The organism is Pseudomonas sp. GL_117 (assembly GCF_057835125.1).
Window position 1 is genome coordinate 93,371 of sequence record NZ_CM174418.1, and the last position, 22,363, is coordinate 115,733.

Consider the following 22,363-nt stretch of genomic DNA (forward strand, 5'->3'; position numbering starts at 1 on the left):
GCAGGTTCACGGCATATTCAACGGGCAATTTGTCGCATTTGAACTGACCGTTCGGACAGTTATTATGAAAAAAAGCCATGCCGATTCGGCATAGGGTAGGCGTTTACGGCATTAGACGCCGCTCCCTTGCATCGGAATAGTTGCGCCTTTTTTCGCCTGCCAGTAAGCCATTTCGGCCACGCTGCGGTGACCTTTCATGGAGGCAGATGCTCACACTTTTTCGCTTTCGAGCGTTGCGGCTGGCGCATTTGCCTTGAGTTCACTTGAAGTAAGGGTAATGACATGAAGAAGGCAAAGCTAAGCCTCGCCTGGCAGATCCTCATCGGTTTGGTATTGGGGATCGCGATCGGTGCAGTGCTCAACCATTTCAGTGCTGAAAAGGCCTGGTGGATCAGCAATGTGTTGCAGCCAGCGGGCGATATCTTTATTCGCCTGATCAAGATGATCGTGATCCCGATTGTGATTTCCTCGCTGATCGTCGGCATTGCCGGTGTCGGTGACGCGAAGAAACTCGGGCGTATCGGCGTCAAAACCATCCTTTACTTCGAAATTGTCACGACCATCGCCATCGTGGTCGGGCTGCTGCTGGCCAACGTGTTCCATCCGGGTGCCGGCATCGACATGAGTACCCTGGGTACGGTCGATATTTCCAAATACCAGGCCACGGCTGCCGAAGTGCAGCACGAGCATGCGTTCATCCAGACCATCCTCAACCTGATCCCGTCGAACATCTTCGCCGCCGTCGCCCGTGGCGAAATGCTGCCGATCATTTTCTTCTCGGTGCTGTTCGGCCTGGGCCTGTCGAGCCTCAAGCCTGAACTGCGCGAGCCGCTGGTGACCATGTTCCAGGGCGTGTCCGAGAGCATGTTCAAAGTCACCCACATGATCATGAAGTACGCGCCTATCGGCGTATTCGCACTGATCGCGGTGACTGTCGCCAACTTCGGCTTCGCCTCGCTGCTGCCGCTGGCCAAGCTGGTGATCCTGGTTTACGTCGCCATCCTGTTCTTCGCCTTTGTAATCCTCGGCCTGATCGCCCGCCTGTTCGGCTTCTCGGTGATCAAGCTGATGCGCATCTTCAAGGATGAGCTGGTGCTGGCCTACTCCACCGCCAGCTCCGAGACCGTGCTGCCGCGTGTGATCGAGAAGATGGAAGCCTACGGCGCGCCAAAAGCGATCTGCAGCTTCGTGGTGCCGACCGGCTACTCCTTCAACCTCGACGGTTCGACCCTGTACCAGAGCATCGCGGCGATCTTTATCGCCCAGCTGTATGGCATCGACCTGTCGGTCGGCCAGCAACTGATGCTGGTACTGACCCTGATGGTCACCTCCAAAGGCATCGCCGGTGTACCGGGCGTGTCCTTCGTGGTGCTGCTGGCCACCCTGGGCAGCGTCGGCATTCCGCTGGAAGGCCTGGCATTCATCGCCGGTGTCGACCGCATCATGGACATGGCACGTACCGCCCTGAACGTGATCGGCAACGCCTTGGCCGTGTTGGTCATCGCCCGTTGGGAAGGCATGTACGACGACGCCAAGGGCGAACGCTACTGGAATTCCCTGCCGCACTGGCGCAGCAAGGAAGCCGCTCCGGCCGCACAAGCGACCCGCAGCTGATAGCGCAAGCGCTTCAAGACAAACCCCGGGAAATCCGGGGTTTGTCGTTTCTGCCAGCCCCGTTATCATTCGGCCCATCTTCTGGGGGATTTAACTGATGCTCAATGGCCTATGGCTTGGCTTCTTTGTCGTGGCAATGGTGTCAGCGCTGGTGCAGTGGCTGGTGGGCGGCAACGCCGGGATTTTTTCGGCGATGGTCGAAAGCATTTTCGCCATGGCCAAACTGTCGGTGGAAGTCATGGTGCTGCTGTTCGGCACCCTGACCTTGTGGCTGGGCTTCCTGCGTATCGCGGAAAAAGCCGGGATCGTCGATTGGCTGGCCAAGGCCCTTGGCCCGCTGTTCCGTCGCTTGATGCCGGAAGTGCCCGCCGGCCACCCCGCCATCGGCTTGATCACCCTCAACTTCGCCGCCAACGGCCTGGGCCTGGACAACGCCGCCACGCCCATCGGCCTCAAGGCCATGAAGGCGCTGCAAGAGCTCAACCCCATTCCCAGCACTGCAAGCAACGCGCAGATCCTGTTCCTGGTGCTCAATGCGTCCTCGCTGACGCTGTTGCCGGTGACCATCTTCATGTACCGCGCCCAGCAAGGCGCCGCTGATCCGACGCTGGTGTTCCTGCCGATCCTGCTGGCCACCAGCGCCTCGACCCTGGTCGGCCTGCTGTCGGTGGCGATCATGCAGCGCCTGCGCCTGTGGGACCCTGTGGTGCTGGCCTACCTGATTCCCGGCGCGTTGGTGCTGGGTGGCTTCATGGCGTTGCTGGCCACCCTGTCCGCCACTGCGCTGGCGAGCCTGTCGTCGATCCTTGGCAACCTCACCTTGTTTGGCTTGATCATGCTGTTCCTGATCATCGGTGCGCTGCGTAAGGTCAAGGTGTACGAAGCGTTTGTCGAAGGCGCCAAAGAAGGCTTCGACGTGGCCAAGAACCTGCTGCCGTACCTGGTGGCGATGTTGTGTGCGGTCGGTGTGTTGCGCGCCTCGGGGGCGCTGGAGTTCGGCCTGGAAGGGATTCGCCACCTGGTGGCCTGGACCGGCATGGACACGCGCTTCGTGGATGCCTTGCCGACCGCGATGGTCAAGCCGTTCTCCGGCAGTGCTGCACGGGCGATGCTGATCGAGACCATGCAGACCCAGGGCGTGGACAGTTTCCCGGCGCTGGTCGCGGCGACGATCCAGGGCAGTACCGAGACCACCTTCTACGTGTTGGCGGTGTACTTTGGCTCGGTGGGGATTCAGCGGGCGCGGCATGCCGTGGGCTGTGCGTTGCTGGCGGAGTTTGCGGGTGTCGTCGCGGCTATCGCGGTGTGCTACTGGTTCTTTGGCTGAGGCTGAGATCGCTATTGCGGGCAAGCCAGCTCCCACATTTGACTGTATTCACAAATCAAAAATGTGGGAGCGGGCTTGCCCGCGAAGAGGCCCTCAGCGTTTCGGCGCTGTATTGCCCTGCTGCACCACCCACTCCACCACCTGCTTGTTCAACTGATCCCCCGCCAGCCCAAACCCGGCCACCACCGCCGGCACTTTGGTGTCATTCACCGGCTGCCTTACTTCAAACCGCCGGCTGGCAATAATCCGCTGATCACTGCCGCGCACCAATCGTGCGTCGAGGCGGATCACCACCTCCACGGCATTGCCGCGGTATTCACTCTGGAACGCCTGCAGTTGCCCGCCCAGCTCGTAGTCGGCTTGCAGATTGGTCTCGTCGGTACTCAGCAACGTTACCCGCCCATCGCGCTGGAACCCGTCCAGCAGACGATTGCGCAGCAGCACCGGCGACGGGTCGCTCCAGCGCGAATTGGCATAGCTGCTGATCAGGTCGCCATTGGGCACCACGGCAATACGTGGGCTGTCGAGAAATTCGCTGGTCTGGGGCTTGGTCACGCGCAATGACCAGGCCACTGGCGTGCCTTGTGTCGCCGCTGGGGCTGCCGCCAAGCGATACACGTCCGATGGGTCAGGCTTGGGCAGGATCGAGCACGCGCTCACCAGGGCCAGGGCTACAGGGGCGATCAGTTGATAAGCACGCTTCATGGCGTGAACTCCTTGTTCTTGTCGCTGCCCAGCAGGTAGCCGCTGGGGTTGGCTTCCAGGCGGCGGGAGATGGCGCGCAGCGAGCCGAGGGTTTCACGCAGTTCGCGCACGGCCGGCGCCAGTTCGTTGAGGCCCTGCATGCCGCTGTTCACCGAGTCCTTGTTGTCGGTCAGCAAGGTGTTGATGGTGGCGGTGCTTTTTTCCAGGGATTTCATCGCCTGCTCGGCACTGCTGAACGCCTGCTTGCCTTGATCATTGAGCAGGCCGTTGGCGTTGCGCATCAACACCGTGGTTTGTTCCAGGGCGCCGCTGGCTTGCTTGCTCACCTGCATCAGTTGCTGCATCACCACTTTGATGTCGCCGCGCTGGTCGGCGATGGCGCCGGTGGTTTGCTGCAAGTTGTCCAGGGTAGTGGTCAGGCGCTCGACGTTCTCCCGGGAGAACAGCGCATTGGCGTTATGCAGCAGCAGGTTGATGCTGCTCATCAGGTCGTTGCTGTTGTTGAGCAAGCGCGCGATCGGCGATGGCGAGGCGATGATCTCCGGCAGGTTGCCGTTCTTGCCCTTGAGCACCGGGCTTTGTGGCGTGCCGCCGCTGAGCTGGATGATCGAGGTGCCGGTGATGCCGGTCAGTGCCAGTTTGGCCTGGGTGTCTTCCTTGATCGGCGTCTGCCCGGCCAGGCGGATGCGCGCGAGGACGCGGCGTGGGTCCTTGGGGTCCAGGCGCAGGCTGATCACGTCGCCGACCTTGATCCCGCTGTACTGCACCGAACTGCCCTGGGACAGGCCGCTGACGGCCTCGTTGAACACCACTTCGTAATCCTGGAAGGCGCTGTCGATGCTGGACTTGGCCAGCCACAGGCCAAACAGCATCGCGCCGACCACTACGATCACGCTGAACAGACCGATCATCACATGATGGGCGCGGGTTTCCATGTCATACCTCGTTGAGCGGTTGAGCGGCATCCAATGCCGCACGGCCCCGGGGGCCGTGGAAATATTCGTGAATCCAGGCGTCATCGGTTTCCGAGACGACATCGATGGCATCCGCCACCAGCACTTTCTTTTGCGCCAACACCGCCACGCGGTCGGTGATGGTGTACAGCGTGTCCAGGTCGTGGGTGACCAGGAACACGCTCAGGCCCAGCGCATCGCGCAGGGTCAGGATCAGTTGGTCGAATTGTGCCGCGCCAATCGGGTCGAGGCCGGCGGTGGGTTCGTCAAGGAACAGGATGTCCGGGTCCAGGGCCAACGCACGGGCCAGGGCGGCGCGCTTGATCATGCCGCCGGACAGCGACGCCGGGTATTTGTCGGCCGCTGACAGGGGCAGCCCGGCCAGCGCGAGCTTGACCGCTGCCAAGTGCTCGGCGTCACGGCGGCTGAGGCCGGCGTGTTCGATCAACGGCAGGGCGACGTTCTCGGTGACGGTCAACGAGGAAAACAGCGCGCCCTTCTGGAACAGCACGCCGAAGCGCCGTTCCACCAACGAACGTTCATGCTCCGCCAGGCTCGGCAGGTTCTTGCCGAACACCCGCACTTCGCCTGCACTGGGCCGCCGCAAGCCGACGATGCTGCGCAACAGCACCGACTTGCCGCTGCCGGAACCGCCGACCACCGCGAGGATCTCGCCCTTGTACAAATCCAGGTCGAGGTTCTCGTGCACGCTCTGGCTGCCAAAGCGATTGCACAGCCCGCGCACTTCAATCACCGCCTCACTGGGCGCTCGGTGCAGGCGACTCACCAGCTCATCTCCATGAAGAACAGCGCGGCGACCGCATCCAGCACAATCACCACAAAGATCGATTGCACCACGCTGGAGGTGGTGTGGGCGCCGACCGACTCGGCACTGCCGCTGACCTTGAAGCCTTCCAGGCAGCCGATGGCGGCGATCAGGAACGCGAAGATCGGCGCTTTCACCATGCCCACCAGGAAATGCTGTACGCCAATGTCGGATTTGAGCAGCGAGAGAAACATCGCCGGGGAAATATCCAGCGCCACGGCACACACCACGCCGCCGCCGACTATTCCTGACAGCATCGCCAGAAACGTCAGCATCGGCAGCGACACCAGCAGTGCCAGCACGCGTGGCAGCACCAGCAACTCCATGGGGTCCAGGCCGAGGGTGCGGATCGCGTCGATTTCTTCGTTGGCCTTCATCGAGCCGATTTGTGCGGTAAAGGCACTGGCGGTGCGGCCGGCGATCAGGATTGCAGTCAGCAATACGCCGAATTCCCGTAGGAAAGAAAACGCCACCAGGTCCACGGTGAATATCGTCGCGCCAAAGCTCTTGAGCACCGTCGCACCGAGGAACGCCACCACGGCGCCGACCAGGAAGGTGAGCAAGGCGACGATGGGCGCGGCATCCAGGCCGGTCTGTTCGATATGCGCGACCATCGGCGTGATGCGCCAGCGCTTGGGCCGGAAAATGCCGCGGGCCAAGGTCTCCAGGATCAGGCCGATAAAGCCGAGCAATTGCTTGCTGTCGATCCAGACCTTGTCCACCGCCCGGCCGATGCGTGCCAGCACCTGGATGCCGGTGGCTTCTTCCGGGGCTTTATCGGGTACGCAGAAGTCATTGAGGGAGCGGTAGACGGTCTTGAGCAGTGCGCGGTCGGCGGCAGACAGGCTGCAATCGGTCTGTTCGGCGGATTGCTCGATACGGGTGGGGCCCAGCAGTTCCACCAGCAACGACGCACCGGCGGTGTCCAGGGCGCCGAGGCCGTTAAGGTCGATGCGTGCGCCGGCGTCGTATTGGCCGTCGAGCTTGTCCGACAGCTTTTTCAGGTTTGCGTAGTGGGCAAGCGTCCAGTCCCCCGTAATTTTGAGTAACGGCGGAGTGGAGGACGTATCGAGATGGGCTGCGCCGGCCGTGGTACTACTGGTCATAAGCTCCGAGCTTGTTTGGCTATCCACAATTCCTACGTAATAGCACGAACCTACCTACTTTGGGTTGTCCGTTTGTGCTGCGTCGACGACTTTGAAGCGCAGTACGCCGATCACTTGGCCGTCTTCGGTCAGCACTTGCACCTGCCAGCGGCCGACGGCATCGCCGGGGAAATTCTGCTTGTGGGTCCAGGCGCGATAGCCTTCCTTGCGGCCGCCGTGGATGTCCAGGGCGATGCGGTCGACCTCTTTGCCATTGAATTTCCACACGTGGTAGATCCGCTCGTCCAGGCCACGCGGGGCGTTGATCGCGGTGTAGGCGTAGAGCCCGTCGCTGCGCAGTTGGGCGAGGCTGACTTGCTTGAGGTCATCGCCGGGCGTGCGGTCTTGCAGTTGGGTGCTGATGGCCACTTCTGTCATCCACAGGGTGGCCGGCGGTACCCAACTGCGTAGGAACCAGCCCGCGCAACCAATCGTGGCAGTGACCCCCAGCAGCATCACCCAGCCCTTGAGGCTGCGCAGCGGCAGGCTCACCGCCAGGCTTGGGATCGACAACGCCATGGCGACGCCCAGGGCGAGCTTGTAACTTTCGGCGGTGGTCAGGTGCAGGATGATCGGCAACGCGGTGAGCAGCGCGGCAAACAGGGTCAGGGTGTGCAGCGCGAGGAACAACGAGCGCTTGGGTGCCAGCCACTTGTAGTACAGCGGGTCGACGATCGACACCAGTGCTGCCGCGCCGAGCAGGCCGGTGAACACCGATTGGCCGCTGTTCCAGGCAGTGGTGACGAAAAAGAATGGCAATACGAAGAACAGACTTTCCTGGTGGATCATCTGGGTCGCGTAGCGCAGCAGCGGCTCGGGGATTTCCCGTTTGAAGACCTTGGTGAACAGCTGGGTAAAGCTGTTCTCCAGCATCAGCCACAACCAACTCACCAGCATGATCACCGCGATCCAACTGGCCATGCCCTGCTGGCGATCCACCAGAATGAAGCTGCACACACCCGAGATAAAGCCGCCGAGTGCAATCACCCCTGGGTAGCGCTTCATCAGTTCGAGGATGCGGGTGATCAAGCGGGTCAGGTTTTGCATTCGGCGGTTCGCAGTCTTTGTAGGAAAAATCCCAGACAGAATAACGTCTTAGTCCTGGGTCCGGTGCCCGATTACGCGATCCGTTTGCGATAAGCCCGCACGCTGATCAATACAACGGCAATCAGCCCGAGCAACCCGGCGCCGATCCAGTTCAGCATGTTGTAGCTCAGCAGCGGTTTTTCGATGCGCCAATAGCCCGGCTGTTTGAACACTTGGCGCATGGCGCCGTTGGCCTGGTCCAGGCTCACGGCCTTGATGCGTTTGACCGGGTCGCTGAAGTGGCCGTTGTTATAGTCGCCCGCCGCGCTCCAGTAGTAATCGGCCAGGGCGCTGTTGCCCTGCACGGCCCAGGCCTGTCGGGCAATGGCGGCGTGTTGTACGCGGGCGAATACGGCGGGGTCGAGGCCATCCTTTAGCAGTTGTGCCTGCAGGTTTTTCAGCACCTGTTCGGCTTGGGGGAGGTTTTCCCGCTCCAGGTCGGCATTCAGGCTGAGGAAACCGACGCCGCCGAGCACTTCGCGTTCGCTCCAGGGGCCGTAGGACAAGGTGTGTTTGAGGCGCAGTTGGCGGTACAGCGCCCAGTCGAGATAGTCCTTGAGCAGGTCGTAGGTCTCGTCGTGCTGCTCGTCCAGTACCGGCTCGGGGAACAGCCAGTGCAGCTTGGCGCTGTTGCCGATCCAGCCGTGGATCAGTTCGCGGTGGTTGGCGGCGGCGTGCTGGATCTGCGGCAGCTCGGGGTGTTCGGTGGGGTCGACCGGGTCGAGTTGGCCGTAGGTGCGTTCCAGGTAGGCGGGTAGGAGTTTGTCGAGGTCGCCGACGATGATCAGGGTCATGTTGTTGGGTGCGTACCAGTGTTTACGCAGTGTTTCCAACTGATCGCGGGTCAGTTGGCCGACTTCGGCGCGTTCCGCGCATTTGAGCCCCAGTTCGACGGCCAGTTGGTTGCTGGCGGTATGGCCGAGGTCCTGGCGGTCGAGCAGACGTTGCAGGTGCGAGTAATGGCCGCCGTCTTCGCGCTCCACCACTTGCTTGGCCGCATTGATATTGGCCTCGGTCAGTTCGGTGCGGGTGATGATCGCCAGCAGCAGGTCGAGGACCTTGCGCTGGTTTTGCGCCGGGGCTTCGATCACGAAGGTGGTATCGGCGTTGCTGGTGTAGGCGTTCCACTCGCCGCCGAGGGCTTGCATGCGGTCTTCCAGGTCGCCTTCGCCGCCGCCGTCGATGCCGCTGAACAGCAAGTGTTCGAGCAGGTGCGGCAGTTCCTTTTCCTCGCAGGGGAAGTCATCCAGGCCTACACCGACCACCAGGCGGATCGCCACATGCCCACGCTCGGTGCCCGGCTTGAGCAGCAACTGCAGGCCGTTGGGCAAGGTGTAGCCCTCCACTTGCAGGCGGTCAAAGGCGTAGGCGTGGGCAGAGCCCATGAGCAGGCAGATAAATAACAGGCGACGCATAACAAGCTTCCTGGCGAGTGAGGTCAGTTTTAACTGACTTCGCGGGCCATCGTACGTTCAGGGCGAATGTGTGATGTCGGCAATATCTTCGGCAGAGAGCGCGCCGGTCTCGGACGTTTCCAACACGACATAGGCGCTGCTGCAAAACAACGAGTTGAGGCGTTTCATGTCGGCAATCAGCTCCAGGTGCAGGGAACTGGTCTCCAGGCTCTGTACGATCTTGCGCTGCAAACGGCTGACATGGGCGTGGGCCAGGCGCCGTTCCTGGGCGCGAAAGCGGCGTTTCTCGCGCAGCAATTGGCGAGCACTTTCCGGATCGGCACTGAGGAACACCGACAGGCCCAGGCGCAGGTTGGCGATCAGTTGGCTGTGCAGGTCGGACAGTTCTTCCAGGCCGACTTCGGAGAACTGGCGACGCTGGGAGGTCTTCTGCTGCTGGACTTTGCGCAGCATGCGTTCGATCAGGTCGCCCGCCAGCTTGAGGTTGATCGACAACTCGATGATCTCGGCCCAGCGCCGGCTGTCCTGCTCGCTGAGGTCTTCGCGGGGCATTTGCGCCAGGTAGAGTTTGATCGCGCTGTACAGCGCTTCGACGTCATCGCTGAGGCTGCGCATCTCCTGGGTGATGGCGGTTTGTTTGCCGCGCAGTACTTCCTGCATTGAGGTCAGCATGTTGTCGATCAGGTCGCCCAGGCGCAGGGTCTCGCGGGCGGCGTTGGCCAGGGCCAGGCTTGGCGTGGCCAGGGCGGCAAGGTCGAGGTGGCGCGGCTTGGCCTTGCCGTTGAGCTCTTCCCGTTCGGGCAGCAACCAGGCGCACAGGCGTGCCATCGGGCCGATGGTTGGCAGCAGGATCAGGCAGCGGCTGACGTTGTAGAGCAGGTGGAAGGTGATGACCATGCCTTGGACGCCGTAGTCCAGGCCATCCATCCAGCGTACGAGAGGGTCGAGTACCGGGATGATCAGCAGCAGGCCGATCAATTTGTACAGCAGGCTGCCCAGCGCCACCTGGCGCCCGGCGGCGTTTTGCATGCTGGTACCGAGGAAGGCCAGTACGCCGCTGCCGATGTTGGCGCCGATCACCAGGCCGATGGCCACGTGCAGGCTGATCACGCCGGCGCCGGCCAGGGTCGCGGTGAGTAGGACGGCGGCCAGGCTGGAGTAGGAAATCATCGCGAACAAGGCGCCGACCAAGGCATCCAGCAGGATGTCGCCGGTCAGCGAGGCGAAGATGACTTTGACGCCCTGGGCGTGGGTAATCGGACCGGCGGCTTCGACGATCAATTGCAGCGCCAGCACGATCAGGCCCAGGCCGATGCCAACGCGACCCAACTGCCCTGCCCGCGTCTGTTTGCGCGACAGGAAGAAAATCACGCCGAGAAAAATCAGCAGCGGCGAGAGCCAGGACAAGTCAAAGGTCAGCACCCGCGCCATCAGCGCCGTGCCGACATCGGCGCCAAGCATGGTGGCCAGGGCGGGCATCAGCCCCATCAACCCTTGGCCGACGAATGAGGTCACCAGCATTGCCGTGGCGTTGCTGCTCTGCACCATGGCGGTCACCAGGATACCGGCGACAAACGCCAGCCAGCGCTTGGACATGTTCTGCCCGATGACTTGGCGCAGATTGGAACCGTAGACCCGCAGGATGCCGGTTCGGACGATATGCGTGCCCCAGATCAGCAGGGTCACGGCGGAAAGCAGATTGAGCAAGGTCAGCATGCTCGGCCCCCCGTGTAGGTTCGCTTCAAGAGAAGCGCAGGAAAGTTGCCGCGTGCCGCTCTACGTCTTGTAGTTAAGCTGTAGTTGGCGAATGGCGTGCGCGCCAGCATCGCATAGCTGAAATGGTGATTGAAACAAAACTGTCATGAAATCAGCTTTTTGCAGACAAAAAAAAGGGGCTCGTAAAGCCCCTTTTTTGACTGGCTCGGGTTTATTGACCCGGAATGTCTTTGCGCAGTTTCACTGGGTCCTGCTGTTTCTTCTTTTTCGCGATGGCGGTGCGCATCTTGATGTTCACCGCTTCCACCGCCAGCGAGAACGCCATGGCGAAGTAGACGTAGCCTTTTGGCACATGCACATCGAAGGCTTCGGCGATCAGTACCGTACCCACTACCAGCAGGAACGACAGTGCGAGCATTTTCAGCGACGGATGCTTGTCGATGAAGTCGCTGATGGTGCCGGCAGCCAGCATCATCACCAGTACCGCAACGACGATCGCAGCGACCATGACCGGTACATGGGAGACCATGCCGACCGCAGTGATCACCGAGTCCAGGGAGAACACGATGTCGATGATGGCGATCTGGATGATGGTGTAGATGAACTTGCCACCGGCGCCCTTGGGCTCGTCGTGGGTTTCGTCTTCGCCTTCCAGCGCGTGGTACATCTCCTGGGAGCTTTTCCACAGCAGGAACAGGCCACCGAAGAACAGGATCAGGTCGCGACCGGAAATGCCTTGGCCGAAGACCACAAACAGATCGGCGGTCAGTCGCATGACCCAGGTGATCGACAGCAGCAACAGGATCCGGGTGACCATGGCCAGGGCCAGGCCGAAAATCCGGGTGCGCGCCTGCATGTGCTTGGGCATGCGGCTGACCAGGATCGAAATCATGATGATGTTATCGATGCCCAGGACGATCTCGAGAGCCGTCAGGGTGAAGAAGGCAATCCAGATTTCCGGATTGGTCAGCCATTCCATGTGTATTCCTTTGCGCGTGTGTTAGACCGCGCCGGCTTAGGGCCGGCGCAGTTGGGTTGAACGATTATAGAGTGCTGAACAGCGGAAAAATCCCCATCAGCAATGCGGCGAACATTATGCACAGGCATACCAGCACTGCCCACTTGAGGGTGAAGCGTTGGTGATCGCCGAACTCGATACCGGCCAGGGCCACCAGCAGGTAAGTCGATGGCACCAACGGGCTGAGCAAGTGCACCGGCTGGCCAACGATCGAGGCGCGGGCCATTTCCACGGCAGTGATGCCGTAGTGGCTGGCGGCTTCGGCGAGCACTGGCAGTACGCCGTAGTAGAACGCATCGTTGGACATGAAGAAGGTGAACGGCATGCTCACCAGCGCGGTGATCACCGCCAGGTAAGGGCCCAGCGCGTCAGGGATGACTGCCAGCAAGCTCTTGGACATGGCATCGACCATGCCGGTGCCCGACAGGATGCCAGTGAAGATGCCTGCTGCGAAGATCAGCCCGACCACTGCCAGAACGCTACCGGCATGAGCGGCGACGCGGTCTTTCTGCTGCTGCAGGCACGGATAGTTGACGATCATCGCGATACTGAACGCCACCATGAACAGCACCGGCAGCGGCAACAGGCCCGCGATCAGGGTGCACATCAGGGCGAAGGTCAGCGCGCCGTTGAACCAGATCAGTTTCGGACGGCGGGCGTCCGGGTATTGCGACACGCTGATCTCGCTGTGGTCGATTTCGTCGCCTTGCAGGTGCAGTTCACCCAGGCGGGCACGTTCGCGCTTGCCGTACATGTAGGCAATCACCAGGATCGCGACCACGCCGGCGGCCATCGCCGGGATCATGGGAACGAAAATATCCGACGGGTCTACATGCAGTGCACTGGCGGCACGGGCGGTCGGGCCGCCCCAAGGCGTCATGTTCATCACGCCACCGGCGAGGATGATCAGGCCGGCCATGATCCGCGGGCTCATGCCGATGCGCTGGTACAGCGGCAGCATGGCGGCCACGCAGATCATGTAGGTGGTGGCGCCGTCACCGTCGAGGGACACGACCAGGGCCAGTACGGCGGTGCCGACCGAGACTTTGAGTGGGTCGCCCTTGACCATTTTGAGGATCTTGCGCACCGCCGGGTCGAACAGGCCGGAGTCGATCATCAGGGCAAAGTAGAGAATCGCGAACATCAGCATCACGCCGGTCGGCGCCAGCTTGGTGATGCCCGCAAGCATCATCGGGCCGATCTCGGGTGCGAAACCGCCGAACAGGGCGAACAGGATCGGCACGATGATCAGGGCGATCAGCGCGGACAGGCGCTTGGTCATGATCAGGAACATGAACGTGATGACCATGGCAAAGCCAAGGAAAGTCAGCATAGGAATACTCCAGGCGTAGCGCGGCTAGGGAATGGCGAACCGGGTGGGGCTCAGCGCAGAACGAAAGGCACGAGGCGTACGGGTGGAGTCGGGGCGAACAGGCGGGTACGGGCGGACATCGGGAATCACCATTGTTGTTGTTAACAGCCGGTCTGTTGCCGGCAGTGGGGGCGATCCTAGACGGGAAAGCTTTCAGCCAGCTTTCGCCGGGAAAACAGGTGATGAAGGGAAGAGGCACAATCTTGGGATTTATGCAGATCCAAATGTGGCTGGAGTTCTTAGGGGAGTTCGAGGCCGCCAGCGGCTTTGTGCAAGGCTCTTAGATGCTCACCCACCTGCTTGAGGTTGGCCTCACACGCAGCAATCTCATCGGCCCGGGCCGGATCGAGCAGTGCCCTCACCTCTTTATCCAGGTCGCCGGTCAGGGATTGCAGCTGTTTCTGGCGCTCGGCGCTTTCCGATTCCAGGCGCTTGGCTTCCGACGGTTGCGGCAGGCCGTAGCCAGTGCTGCCCAGCAGCTCCGCCGGGCGGCTGAGGAAGCCGCTGTTGGCGAGGATCTGTTGCAGGGTGTTGTTGGCTTTTTCCATGCCGCCGTTTTTCAGCTCGCGGGCACCCAGGTAGCGTTGTTTGACTTCGTCCTGGGCGAGCATCAGTTGCTTGCGATAGCTCGCTTGTTCCAGCAGCAAGAGCGCGGCGCTGGTGCGCAGGTCGGCGCTGTCGAACCACGGGCGGCGTTCGGCGGCGCTGAGGGATAGCCAGTCTTCGACCTGGGTCTGCTTGATCGGCAGGTGTTTGCGCAGCACGTCGAACATTGCCTGGTAGCGCTCGCGGAACGAGTCGAAGTGGTAGCCCAGGCGCAAGGCGTTGCGTTTGTCGTCGAGCACGCTGGTGTCGGCCAGGCCGCGGGCGCTCAACACCTCGAGCAAACCGTTGGGGGTGATGTTGTCCAGGCCGGTCAGTTGGGGGTTGGCGCTGCCACTGCGTAACAGTTTCAGGCTTTCGACCGCACAGTTGTTGGAGATGAAGAAGTAGCTGCCGTCGTAGCTCCAGTGCATTTCGGCGGCATGCTCGACGGTGTCGTTGATTTCCTGGCGTGTGAGTTTCAGTGGCACCGACGCCAGGCCACGCAGTTCGGTCTTGGTGTACTCGTCGATCACCTGGGCCAGGGGCAGCACGAACAGCCGCGACGGGTATTTGCCGACCAGGCCGTCCCAACTCGACAGCTGTACGTCACCGACGAAAGCGCGGTAGGACAAAACCAGATGCTGATCCAGATCCAGCCGACAATCCGGACCGCGCGGGCGGCCAGGCGCACAGATCACCAATCGCAACATGCTGTGGCCCCAGCGGCTGACCAGGTTCTGGTTGGCTTCGGCGAGCAGGTAGTCGATCTCGTAGACGCGTTCCGGGTCGATCTGGCCCAGCGGGGTCTTGGCGAAGTCGTTGCCGGCGTTGAGAAACGCGTAGGTCTTCGCGCAGGCGTCCTGTGTCGGCGGCGCCCAGCCGAAGTGCTCCTTGTAATAACGGAACAGCGCGGGGCGACGGCAGGCGTAGCTCGGGTCGAGCAGGAAGTACTCCATGTTGACCGCGACGAACTCCAGCGGGCTGGTGGTTTCGTAGATGTCCGGGCTGCGGGCGACCTGGCGGTTGTGCTGTTCGCGCTCGCCACGACGGCCGACGTATTGCGGCCAGCCGGCGAGGTCCAGCAGGCGCGGGTCGTCGCTGAGGGTGAAGCGGCGGTCATTCTGGCCACGGCATTGGTCGGGCAGGCCGATCAGGCCGGTGAGCTTGTTCTGGCGGCTGCAGCGGTTGATCAGTGCGCGGTCGTCGTTGGACCACAGGCGTGCACGGTCATAGATGTGGGTCAGTTCATGCAGCACGGTGGCGAGCATTTCCCGGCGCACGGTGCCGTGGGGGCGATTGGTCTTCTGGGTGGCGGCGCTGCCGTCGGTCAGGCTGTCGAGCAGGTTGCTGTTGAGGTCCAGTTCGGACACCAGCGACGCCTGGCCGTAGGCGTTTTCGGGCATCTTGTCGGTCCAGCCGACATCGATTTGCCGGTCCAACTGTTCGACGAAGCGCGGCGGCAGTGAACGCAGCGCTTCATCGAGCAATGCCTGGCTGGCCTGCTGTTGCGCGGGGCTCAAGCCATCGGTCTTGAGCCGCAGTTGCAGGCTGGCCTGGGCTGCGCTGGCACAGAGCAGCACAGTCCCGGCCAGGAGCCAGGCAGCGAGGCGCCTCACAGCGCGAGGATAGCTTCGGCGAGGGTCTGGTCGCTGGCGTCGCGGGCTTCTGGCACGCGGGTGCGCAGGGTATCGAAGGCGGCTTCCAATTGTGCGCCGCGAATCTCGCCGTTGCTGGCGACGAAACTGGCTGCATCGTCGTGGGCTTCGCGCACGATTTTGGAGTCGCGGATGGAGGTGGTGGTGTCCGAGGTGAAATCAATGGTGCGACCGGAGGCACGCACAATGATGTTACTGGTGGCCACCAAGGTATGCGCCTGGGCAACGTCGGCCAACAACAGTAGGCCTAGGGTGGCGGCGATCAGCGGGCTACGCATGGAGTGACTCCGAAATACAAAGATGTTTATTGGACGAGAATTGCTTGCGCCAGTTCACGATCGCTGGCGTTTAGTTTTGGGTGGGTGCGGCGCAGGTAATCCAGTGCGGATTCCAGGCGTGCTCCCCGCCATTGGCCGTCAGTGGCGATGAACGCGGCAGCGTCATCCCTGGCGGCCACGATTTTGCGGTCGAAGGGCGCGGAAGTCACCTTGCTGGTGGCGTACGCGCTCGCGACGGTGCCCTGGGTGGTCACGTCAAAGGCCGAAGCCGTGGGCGACCAGCAGGAGGAAAACAATACAGGGACAATTAAAAGGCGGTATGAAAAAGCCATGGGACTCGACAACTGAAAACGAGCGTCAAGGCTAGCGTAATGCCCCGGCGAGAGCCAGCGCCGAGGCGTGCGGCGTGTCGTCAGATGGCCAGGATGGCTTGGGCCAGTTGGGCGTCAGTCGCGGTGTTCAGTTGCGGCGCTTGTTGGCGGATCTGGGCCAGGGCGCTTTCCAGCTTCACGCCACGGATGGCGCCTTCGCTGGCGACAAAACTGGCGGCGTCGTCACGGGCGGCGCGCACGACTTTGTTGTCACGCAGGGACGAGGTGGCATCGGAAGTGGCGTCGGAGGTGGCTTTGAGCGCGCCAACGATCGAGTCAGTGGTCACGATCAGGCTGGTCGCGTTGGCGTTGGCAGCTACGGCCAACAGGGCGGCAGCACTCAGCAGGCGAAGACGGGACATGGGGTGACTCCTTTAGATGAACGGATAACGTGGCGCAGGGCGGCCATTGGGGATCAGACGCCTGTTCTATACAGTTCGCCACGCGGTGGTTGGATATTAAGCCGCCGCTTATCCGTTCGGAAAGCATCTTGACCGGCTAGTCACGCCAGAACGGCTTGGACAGTTCGGTCATTCGATCAGCGGGGCTGATGCCGAGATCCGACAGTTCACGAGGATCGAGTTGCGCCAACTGGCGCCGTTCGTGGGCCTGGCGCGCCCACTTGGCAAGGGTGCAGAGCAAGCGTTTGTAGATGGGGGGTTGGGTATCCATGGTGGGCGCCTTTCTTTCATGAGGTCCTGGAACACCATGTTGGGCGAGTCGCCTTGACCGATACAGATACACCGATGTCAAATTGTACTGCTTAACTGTTAGATTTTTTCAACTGTACCTGTTGGTGTGTATGGCTACTGTTTTTGCCGCCAGAAAGCCCAATCCCAGAAACAACAAAGCCCGCCTCCGGTCTCCCGGGGCGGGCTTTGTTTTGACAAATCAGGTTGCTGGCAGTGGACCCGGCAGGTCAGGGCCAGCGAGCGCTAAATCAGCGCCAGAACGGCTTGCTCAGCTCTTCGTAGCGTTGAGCTTCGCTGATACCGGCGTCAGCCAGCAGACGCGAATCCAGACGAGCCAGTTGGTGGCGGCTGGAGATGCGGCGCTGCCACAACATCAGGTTGGCGAGAACGCGCAAAGGCAGGGAAGCCTGGGTGTTTACAGCTTTTTCTTCGAAGAACAGATCGGAACTGAGTGTACGTTCCATGATGACATCCTTCCGCTTGTGGCGGGATTAGGTAGTGGTTTAACTGATGCCAATGATCCTCCTCCGGCGCAAGACTCTCTAGATACAGTTCACCTGTATTGTGAGGGGCCAGTTAACTGTTTATGGGTGCTGTACCGTACGGAAATGGGGCAACTGTACCTGTCTGCACTGAAACAGTGCGAAATAGGCATTTTCAACGAGGGATGTGAGATTTTTCGGTAGGAAATGACCAGTACAGCAGTACAGTTTTTTGCAGAAGTGCGGGTGATTGAGTCGGGCTGATGAAACTGTGTTTGCATCAGCCCGCATCTGTATCAATCACGCCTTGAGCATGTGCCCGGTTTCTTCCAGGTTGATGTGCCAGCTCAGTGCTTCACGCAGGATGTGCGGGGTATGCCCGCCGATGGCGCAGGCGGCATCGAAGTAAGTGTTCAGCGCGTCGCGGTACGCCGGGTGCACGCAGTTGTCGATGATCACCCGCGCACGCTCGCGTGGCGCCAGGCCGCGCAAGTCTGCCAGGCCCACTTCGGTCACCAGGATGTCGACGTCATGTTCGGTATGGTCCACATGGCTGACCATCGGCACCACGCTGGAGATCGCACCGCCCTTGGCAATCGACTTGGTGACGAAGATCGCCAGGTGCGCATTGCGCGCAAAATCGCCGGAGCCACCAATGCCGTTCATCATCCGCGTGCCGCAGACGTGGGTGGAGTTGACGTTGCCGTAGATGTCGAACTCCAGTGCGGTATTGATGCCGATGATGCCCAGGCGCCGCACCACTTCAGGGTGGTTGGAAATCTCCTGCGGGCGCAATACCAGCTTGTCCTTGTAGTGTTCCAGGTTGCCGAACACATCGGCATTGCGCCGCTCGGACAAGGTGATCGAGCTGCCCGAGGCGAAGCTCAGCTTGCCGGCGTCGATCAGGTCGAACGTGGAGTCCTGCAACACTTCCGAATACATGGTCAGGTCTTCGAACGGCGAGTCGATCAAGCCGCACATCACCGCGTTGGCGATGTTGCCGATCCCGGCCTGCAGCGGGCCGAGTTTGTTGGTCATGCGCCCGGCGTCCACTTCCTGCTTGAGGAAGTTGATCAGGTGGTTGGCGATGCCCTGTGTGTCGCTGTCAGGCGGCGTTACGGTGGAGGCGGAGTCGGCCTGATTGGTGATCACGATGCCGACGATTTTCTCCGGCGGAATCGGGATTGCGGTGCTGCCGATGCGGTCGTCGACTTTCACCAACGGGATCGGCGTGCGGGTCGGCCGATACGTTGGGATATAGATGTCGTGCAGCCCTTCCAGGTTGGGGTTGTGCGCCAGGTTGATCTCGACGATCACCTGCTTGGCGAAAATCGCGAAGCTGGCGGAGTTGCCCACGGAGGTGGTCGGCACGATGTGGCCTTGCTCGGTGATCGCGACGGCTTCGATTACCGCGATGTCCGGCAGCTTGAGCTGGTTGTTGCGCAGTTGTTCAACGGTTTCCGACAGGTGCTGGTCGATGAACATCACCTCCCCCGCGTTGATCGCCTTGCGCAGCGTACTGTCGACCTGGAATGGCATGCGGCGGGACAGCACACCGGCTTCGGTCAGTTGCTTGTCCAGGTCATTGCCCAGGCTGGCGCCGGTCATCAGGGTGATTTTCAGCGGCGACGACTTGGCGCGTTCGGCCAGGGCGTGGGGCACGGCCTTGGCTTCACCGGCGCGGGTGAAGCCGCTCATGCCGACGGTCATGCCGTCTTCGATCAGTGCGGCGGCGTCGGCCGCGCTCATGACCTTGTCTAACAACGAAGGCAAGCGGATGCGATCACGGTACATGGATTCTTATCTCAGGCTACGGAAGCAAGGTGCGCAGTTTAGTGATTTCAAAAAAATTCGGCCCGCTACCATGGTCGAATGCCGGGCAGCGTTTTAGAGCCTTTGGTCGGGTTTCATGCAGTAATAAAAAACCCCAGCCTACAAGAGGCCGGGGTTTTGAGTATTGCGCTGTAGCAGTGTTACTCGACGGCTTTGACCATATCTTCGATGACCTTCTTGGCATCACCGAAGACCATCATGGTCTTGTCCAGATAGAACAGCTCGTTATCCAGGCCGGCATAGCCGCTGGCCATCGAGCGCTTGTTGACGATGATGGTCTTGGCCTTGAACGCTTCCAGGATCGGCATGCCGGCAATCGGCGAGTTCGGGTCGTTCTTGGCGGCCGGGTTGACCACGTCGTTCGCGCCCAGCACCAGCACCACGTCGGCCTGGCCGAACTCGGAGTTGATGTCCTCCATCTCGAACACCTGGTCGTAAGGCACTTCGGCCTCGGCCAGCAGCACGTTCATATGGCCGGGCATGCGCCCCGCCACCGGGTGGATCGCATACTTCACGGTCACGCCGCGGTGGGTCAGTTTCTCGGTCAGTTCCTTGAGCGCGTGTTGCGCCCGTGCCACTGCCAGGCCGTAGCCTGGAACGATGATCACGGTGTCGGCGTTGGTCAGCAGGAAGGTCGCATCGTCGGCCGAGCCGGATTTGACCGGGCGTGCTTCTTTGGAGCCGGCTGCGGCACCCGCATCCGGCGCATTGCCGAAACCGCCGAGCAGTACATTAAAGAAGGAACGGTTCATCGCCTTGCACATGATGTACGACAGGATCGCACCGCTGGAGCCCACCAGGGAGCCGGCGATGATCAGCATCGAGTTGTTCAGCGAGAAGCCGATACCTGCTGCTGCCCAGCCGGAGTAGCTGTTGAGCATCGACACCACCACCGGCATGTCGGCGCCGCCAATCGGGATGATGATCAGCACACCCAGCACGAACGCCAGGGCCAGCATCAGTGCAAAGGCAGTGAGGTTGCCGGTGAACATGAACGCCAGGCCCAGGCCCAGGGTGGCGAGGCCAAGCACCAGGTTGATCTTGTGCTGACCGCCGAACTGTACAGGTGCGCCCTGGAACAGGCGGAACTTGTACTTGCCCGACAGCTTGCCGAACGCGATCACCGAACCGGAGAAGGTAATCGCACCGATGGCTGCACCGAGGAACAGCTCCAGGCGGTTGCCCGCAGGGATGGCGTCGCCCAGGTGTTTGACGATACCCAGGGACTGCGGCTCGACCACCGCAGCAATCGCGATGAATACCGCTGCCAGGCCGATCATGCTGTGCATGAACGCCACCAGCTCCGGCATCTTGGTCATTTCTACGCGCTTGGCCATGATCGAGCCGGCGGTGCCGCCGATCAGCAGGCCAACAATGACGTAACCGATACCGGCTGTTGCGAGTTCAGCGCCCAGCTTATAGATGAGGCCTACGGTAGTAAGCACCGCCAGCGCCATGCCGAGCATGCCGAACAGGTTGCCGCGACGCGACGTGGTCGGATGCGACAGGCCTTTGAGGGCCTGGATGAAGCAGATCGACGCGATCAAGTAGAGCGTCGTTACCAGATTCATGCTCATTACTTAGGCGCCTCTTCTTTTACTTTCGGGGCTTTCTTCTTGAACATCTCAAGCATCCTGCGGGTTACCAGGAAGCCGCCGAACACGTTGACCGCTGCCAGGGCCACGGCCAGGGTGCCCATGGTCTTGCCCAGCGGGGTCACGGTGAGGGCGGCGGCCAGCATGGCGCCGACGATCACGATCGCGGAAATCGCGTTGGTCACCGCCATCAACGGTGTGTGCAGCGCGGGGGTGACGTTCCAGACCACGTGGTAACCGACATAAATCGCCAGCACAAAGATGATCAGGTTGTAGATACCGGGGGAGATAAGCTCTTCCATCGTCTGAATCCCTGCTTAGGCGTTTTTGCGGATGACTTGGCCGTCGCGGCACATCAGGCACGCGGCGACGATGTCGTCTTCGAGGTTGATTTCAAACTGCCCTTCCTTGGTGAAGACCAGCTTCAGGAAGTCCAGCAGGTTGCGCGCATACAAGGCTGACGCATCGGCGGCGACAGCGCCGGCGAGGTTGGTCGGGCCGCAGATGATCACGCCGTTCTCCACTACCACTTGGTCGGCGACGGTCAGCGGGCAGTTGCCACCCTGGGCGGCCGCGAGGTCGATGACCACCGAGCCAGGTTTCATCTGCGCGACGGTGTCGGCGCTGAGTAGGGTTGGTGCCTTGCGGCCGGGGATCAGTGCGGTGGTGATGACGATGTCGGCCTGCTTGGCGCGTTCGTGCACGGCCAGGGCCTGGCGCTGCATCCAGCTGGTTGGCATTGGGCGCGCGTAACCGCCGACGCCGACGGCGCATTCGCGCTCTTCATCGGTTTCGTAGGGCACATCGACGAACTTGGCGCCGAGGGACTCGATCTGCTCTTTTACGGCCGGGCGTACGTCAGACGCTTCGATCACCGCACCCAGGCGTTTCGCCGTGGCGATGGCCTGCAAGCCCGCCACGCCGGCGCCGAGGATCAGCACGCGAGCGGCTTTGACGGTGCCCGCAGCGGTCATCAGCATCGGCATGAAGCGCGGATAGTGATGAGCGGCGAGCAGCACGGCTTTGTAACCGGCGATGTTGGCCTGGGAGGACAGCACGTCGAGACTCTGGGCGCGCGAGGTGCGCGGCGCAGCTTCGAGGGCAAAGGCAGTGATGCCCCGCTCGGCGAGCTTGGCGATGGTTTCGTTGCTGAACGGGTTGAGCATGCCCACCAACACGGTGCCGCTTTTGATCAGCGCAAGTTCGCTGTCGCTGGGGGCCACCACCTTGAGAATCAGCTCGGCGCCAAACGCATCGTTGGCGCTGCCAATGGTTGCGCCTGCCGTTTCATAGGCACTGTCAGTGATGCTGGCTTTAATGCCGGCACCGCTTTGTACAGTGACCTTATGGCCCTGGCCGATCAGCTTCTTGATGGTTTCCGGGGTGGCAGCCACCCGCGTTTCACCGGTCTGGGTTTCGAGAGGAACACCAATGTGCACGTCAAATCTCCTGCATGATCTTTTTGCTTTTGATCTTTTTGTAAAAAGGCCAGTGCACCGTGAGTGGCGCATCTGGGGCGGCCGATCAGCACGATCCCGCTGAAATGACAGCGGGGCGCGGCATTTTGCAGGCGAACTTTACGGCCTTCAAGGGATTATGACGGGTGACGAAAAATTAACTACAAGTCACCCTGTGACTGATTGTCGCAATGCTTTGAAATAACCTCTTCAAATACAGGGGCTTAAAGGGCTGCAG

At 61.3% G+C, this 22,363-nt stretch carries 21 protein-coding genes; 2 read left to right on the forward strand and 19 right to left on the reverse strand.

Going from position 1 to position 22,363, the window contains the following annotated elements:
* Nucleotides 1-282 precede the first annotated feature (282 nt).
* Nucleotides 283-1,614 carry a glutamate/aspartate:proton symporter GltP gene (gltP, locus tag AC3ISR_RS00460; protein WP_192298214.1) on the forward strand — a complete coding sequence of 444 codons (1,332 nt, stop codon included), beginning with the start codon at nt 283-285 and terminating at the stop codon, nt 1,612-1,614.
* Between the two features lie 97 nt (nt 1,615-1,711).
* The gene (locus AC3ISR_RS00465; protein ID WP_192298215.1) at nt 1,712-2,941 is read left to right on the forward strand and encodes a nucleoside recognition domain-containing protein; all 1,230 of its coding nucleotides are present in this window, start codon (nt 1,712-1,714) and stop codon (nt 2,939-2,941) included.
* A 93-nt stretch (nt 2,942-3,034) separates the two neighbouring features.
* Here the strand turns inward: AC3ISR_RS00465 and AC3ISR_RS00470 are convergent, their stop codons facing one another.
* From AC3ISR_RS00470 to AC3ISR_RS00560, 19 genes are all read right to left on the reverse strand, one after another.
* Nucleotides 3,035-3,646, reverse strand: a complete 612-nt coding sequence (locus AC3ISR_RS00470; protein ID WP_192298216.1) for an ABC-type transport auxiliary lipoprotein family protein — start codon at nt 3,644-3,646, stop codon at nt 3,035-3,037.
* Complete coding sequence (locus AC3ISR_RS00475) at nt 3,643-4,581, reverse strand: MlaD family protein (RefSeq protein ID WP_192298217.1); 939 nt, start codon at nt 4,579-4,581, stop codon at nt 3,643-3,645. Before AC3ISR_RS00475 ends, AC3ISR_RS00470 begins: the two co-directional genes overlap by 4 nt.
* Before the next feature lies 1 nt (nt 4,582).
* Nucleotides 4,583-5,386: an ABC transporter ATP-binding protein gene (locus tag AC3ISR_RS00480; protein WP_463984048.1), complete on the reverse strand. Its 804-nt coding sequence runs from the start codon at nt 5,384-5,386 to the stop codon at nt 4,583-4,585.
* Nucleotides 5,383-6,531 (reverse strand): ABC transporter permease, encoded by a 1,149-nt coding sequence (locus AC3ISR_RS00485; RefSeq protein WP_192298218.1) that lies wholly within the window; start codon nt 6,529-6,531, stop codon nt 5,383-5,385. Before AC3ISR_RS00485 ends, AC3ISR_RS00480 begins: the two co-directional genes overlap by 4 nt.
* A 54-nt stretch (nt 6,532-6,585) precedes the next feature.
* On the reverse strand, nt 6,586-7,617 hold the full coding sequence (locus tag AC3ISR_RS00490) for a DUF5924 family protein (RefSeq protein WP_192298219.1): 1,032 nt from the start codon (nt 7,615-7,617) through the stop codon (nt 6,586-6,588).
* A 71-nt stretch (nt 7,618-7,688) separates the two neighbouring features.
* The gene (locus AC3ISR_RS00495) at nt 7,689-9,071 is read right to left on the reverse strand and encodes a M16 family metallopeptidase (protein WP_463984049.1); all 1,383 of its coding nucleotides are present in this window, start codon (nt 9,069-9,071) and stop codon (nt 7,689-7,691) included.
* A gap of 57 nt (nt 9,072-9,128) precedes the next feature.
* The gene (locus AC3ISR_RS00500) at nt 9,129-10,787 is read right to left on the reverse strand and encodes a Na/Pi cotransporter family protein (RefSeq protein ID WP_192298221.1); all 1,659 of its coding nucleotides are present in this window, start codon (nt 10,785-10,787) and stop codon (nt 9,129-9,131) included.
* A 211-nt stretch (nt 10,788-10,998) separates the two neighbouring features.
* Entirely contained in the window at nt 10,999-11,766 is a 768-nt protein-coding gene (locus tag AC3ISR_RS00505) for a TerC family protein (RefSeq protein ID WP_192298222.1), read from the reverse strand.
* Nucleotides 11,767-11,830: 64 nt separating this feature from the next.
* Nucleotides 11,831-13,138 carry a CitMHS family transporter gene (locus AC3ISR_RS00510; RefSeq protein WP_192298223.1) on the reverse strand — a complete coding sequence of 436 codons (1,308 nt, stop codon included), beginning with the start codon at nt 13,136-13,138 and terminating at the stop codon, nt 11,831-11,833.
* A gap of 278 nt (nt 13,139-13,416) precedes the next feature.
* Nucleotides 13,417-15,378 carry a DUF7844 domain-containing protein gene (locus AC3ISR_RS00515; RefSeq protein ID WP_192298224.1) on the reverse strand — a complete coding sequence of 654 codons (1,962 nt, stop codon included), beginning with the start codon at nt 15,376-15,378 and terminating at the stop codon, nt 13,417-13,419.
* Nucleotides 15,375-15,695 (reverse strand): DUF2388 domain-containing protein, encoded by a 321-nt coding sequence (locus tag AC3ISR_RS00520; RefSeq protein WP_192298225.1) that lies wholly within the window; start codon nt 15,693-15,695, stop codon nt 15,375-15,377. Before AC3ISR_RS00520 ends, AC3ISR_RS00515 begins: the two co-directional genes overlap by 4 nt.
* Before the next feature lie 26 nt (nt 15,696-15,721).
* Nucleotides 15,722-16,027 (reverse strand): DUF2388 domain-containing protein, encoded by a 306-nt coding sequence (locus tag AC3ISR_RS00525; protein ID WP_192298226.1) that lies wholly within the window; start codon nt 16,025-16,027, stop codon nt 15,722-15,724.
* Between the two features lie 80 nt (nt 16,028-16,107).
* Entirely contained in the window at nt 16,108-16,428 is a 321-nt protein-coding gene (locus AC3ISR_RS00530) for a DUF2388 domain-containing protein (RefSeq protein ID WP_192298227.1), read from the reverse strand.
* 136 nt (nt 16,429-16,564) lie between these two features.
* Nucleotides 16,565-16,738, reverse strand: coding sequence for a DUF1127 domain-containing protein (locus tag AC3ISR_RS00535; protein WP_192298228.1), 174 nt, complete (start codon nt 16,736-16,738; stop codon nt 16,565-16,567).
* Between the two features lie 268 nt (nt 16,739-17,006).
* Entirely contained in the window at nt 17,007-17,222 is a 216-nt protein-coding gene (locus AC3ISR_RS00540; protein WP_003214752.1) for a DUF1127 domain-containing protein, read from the reverse strand.
* Between the two features lie 318 nt (nt 17,223-17,540).
* Complete coding sequence (scpC, locus tag AC3ISR_RS00545) at nt 17,541-19,034, reverse strand: succinyl-CoA:acetate CoA-transferase ScpC (RefSeq protein ID WP_192298229.1); 1,494 nt, start codon at nt 19,032-19,034, stop codon at nt 17,541-17,543.
* Nucleotides 19,035-19,213: 179 nt separating this feature from the next.
* Nucleotides 19,214-20,650 carry an NAD(P)(+) transhydrogenase (Re/Si-specific) subunit beta gene (locus AC3ISR_RS00550; protein ID WP_192298230.1) on the reverse strand — a complete coding sequence of 479 codons (1,437 nt, stop codon included), beginning with the start codon at nt 20,648-20,650 and terminating at the stop codon, nt 19,214-19,216.
* Nucleotides 20,650-20,970 carry an NAD(P) transhydrogenase subunit alpha part 2 gene (locus AC3ISR_RS00555; RefSeq protein WP_003187417.1) on the reverse strand — a complete coding sequence of 107 codons (321 nt, stop codon included), beginning with the start codon at nt 20,968-20,970 and terminating at the stop codon, nt 20,650-20,652. Before AC3ISR_RS00555 ends, AC3ISR_RS00550 begins: the two co-directional genes overlap by 1 nt.
* Before the next feature lie 15 nt (nt 20,971-20,985).
* On the reverse strand, nt 20,986-22,107 hold the full coding sequence (locus AC3ISR_RS00560) for a Re/Si-specific NAD(P)(+) transhydrogenase subunit alpha (RefSeq protein ID WP_192298231.1): 1,122 nt from the start codon (nt 22,105-22,107) through the stop codon (nt 20,986-20,988).
* Nucleotides 22,108-22,363 lie beyond the last annotated feature (256 nt).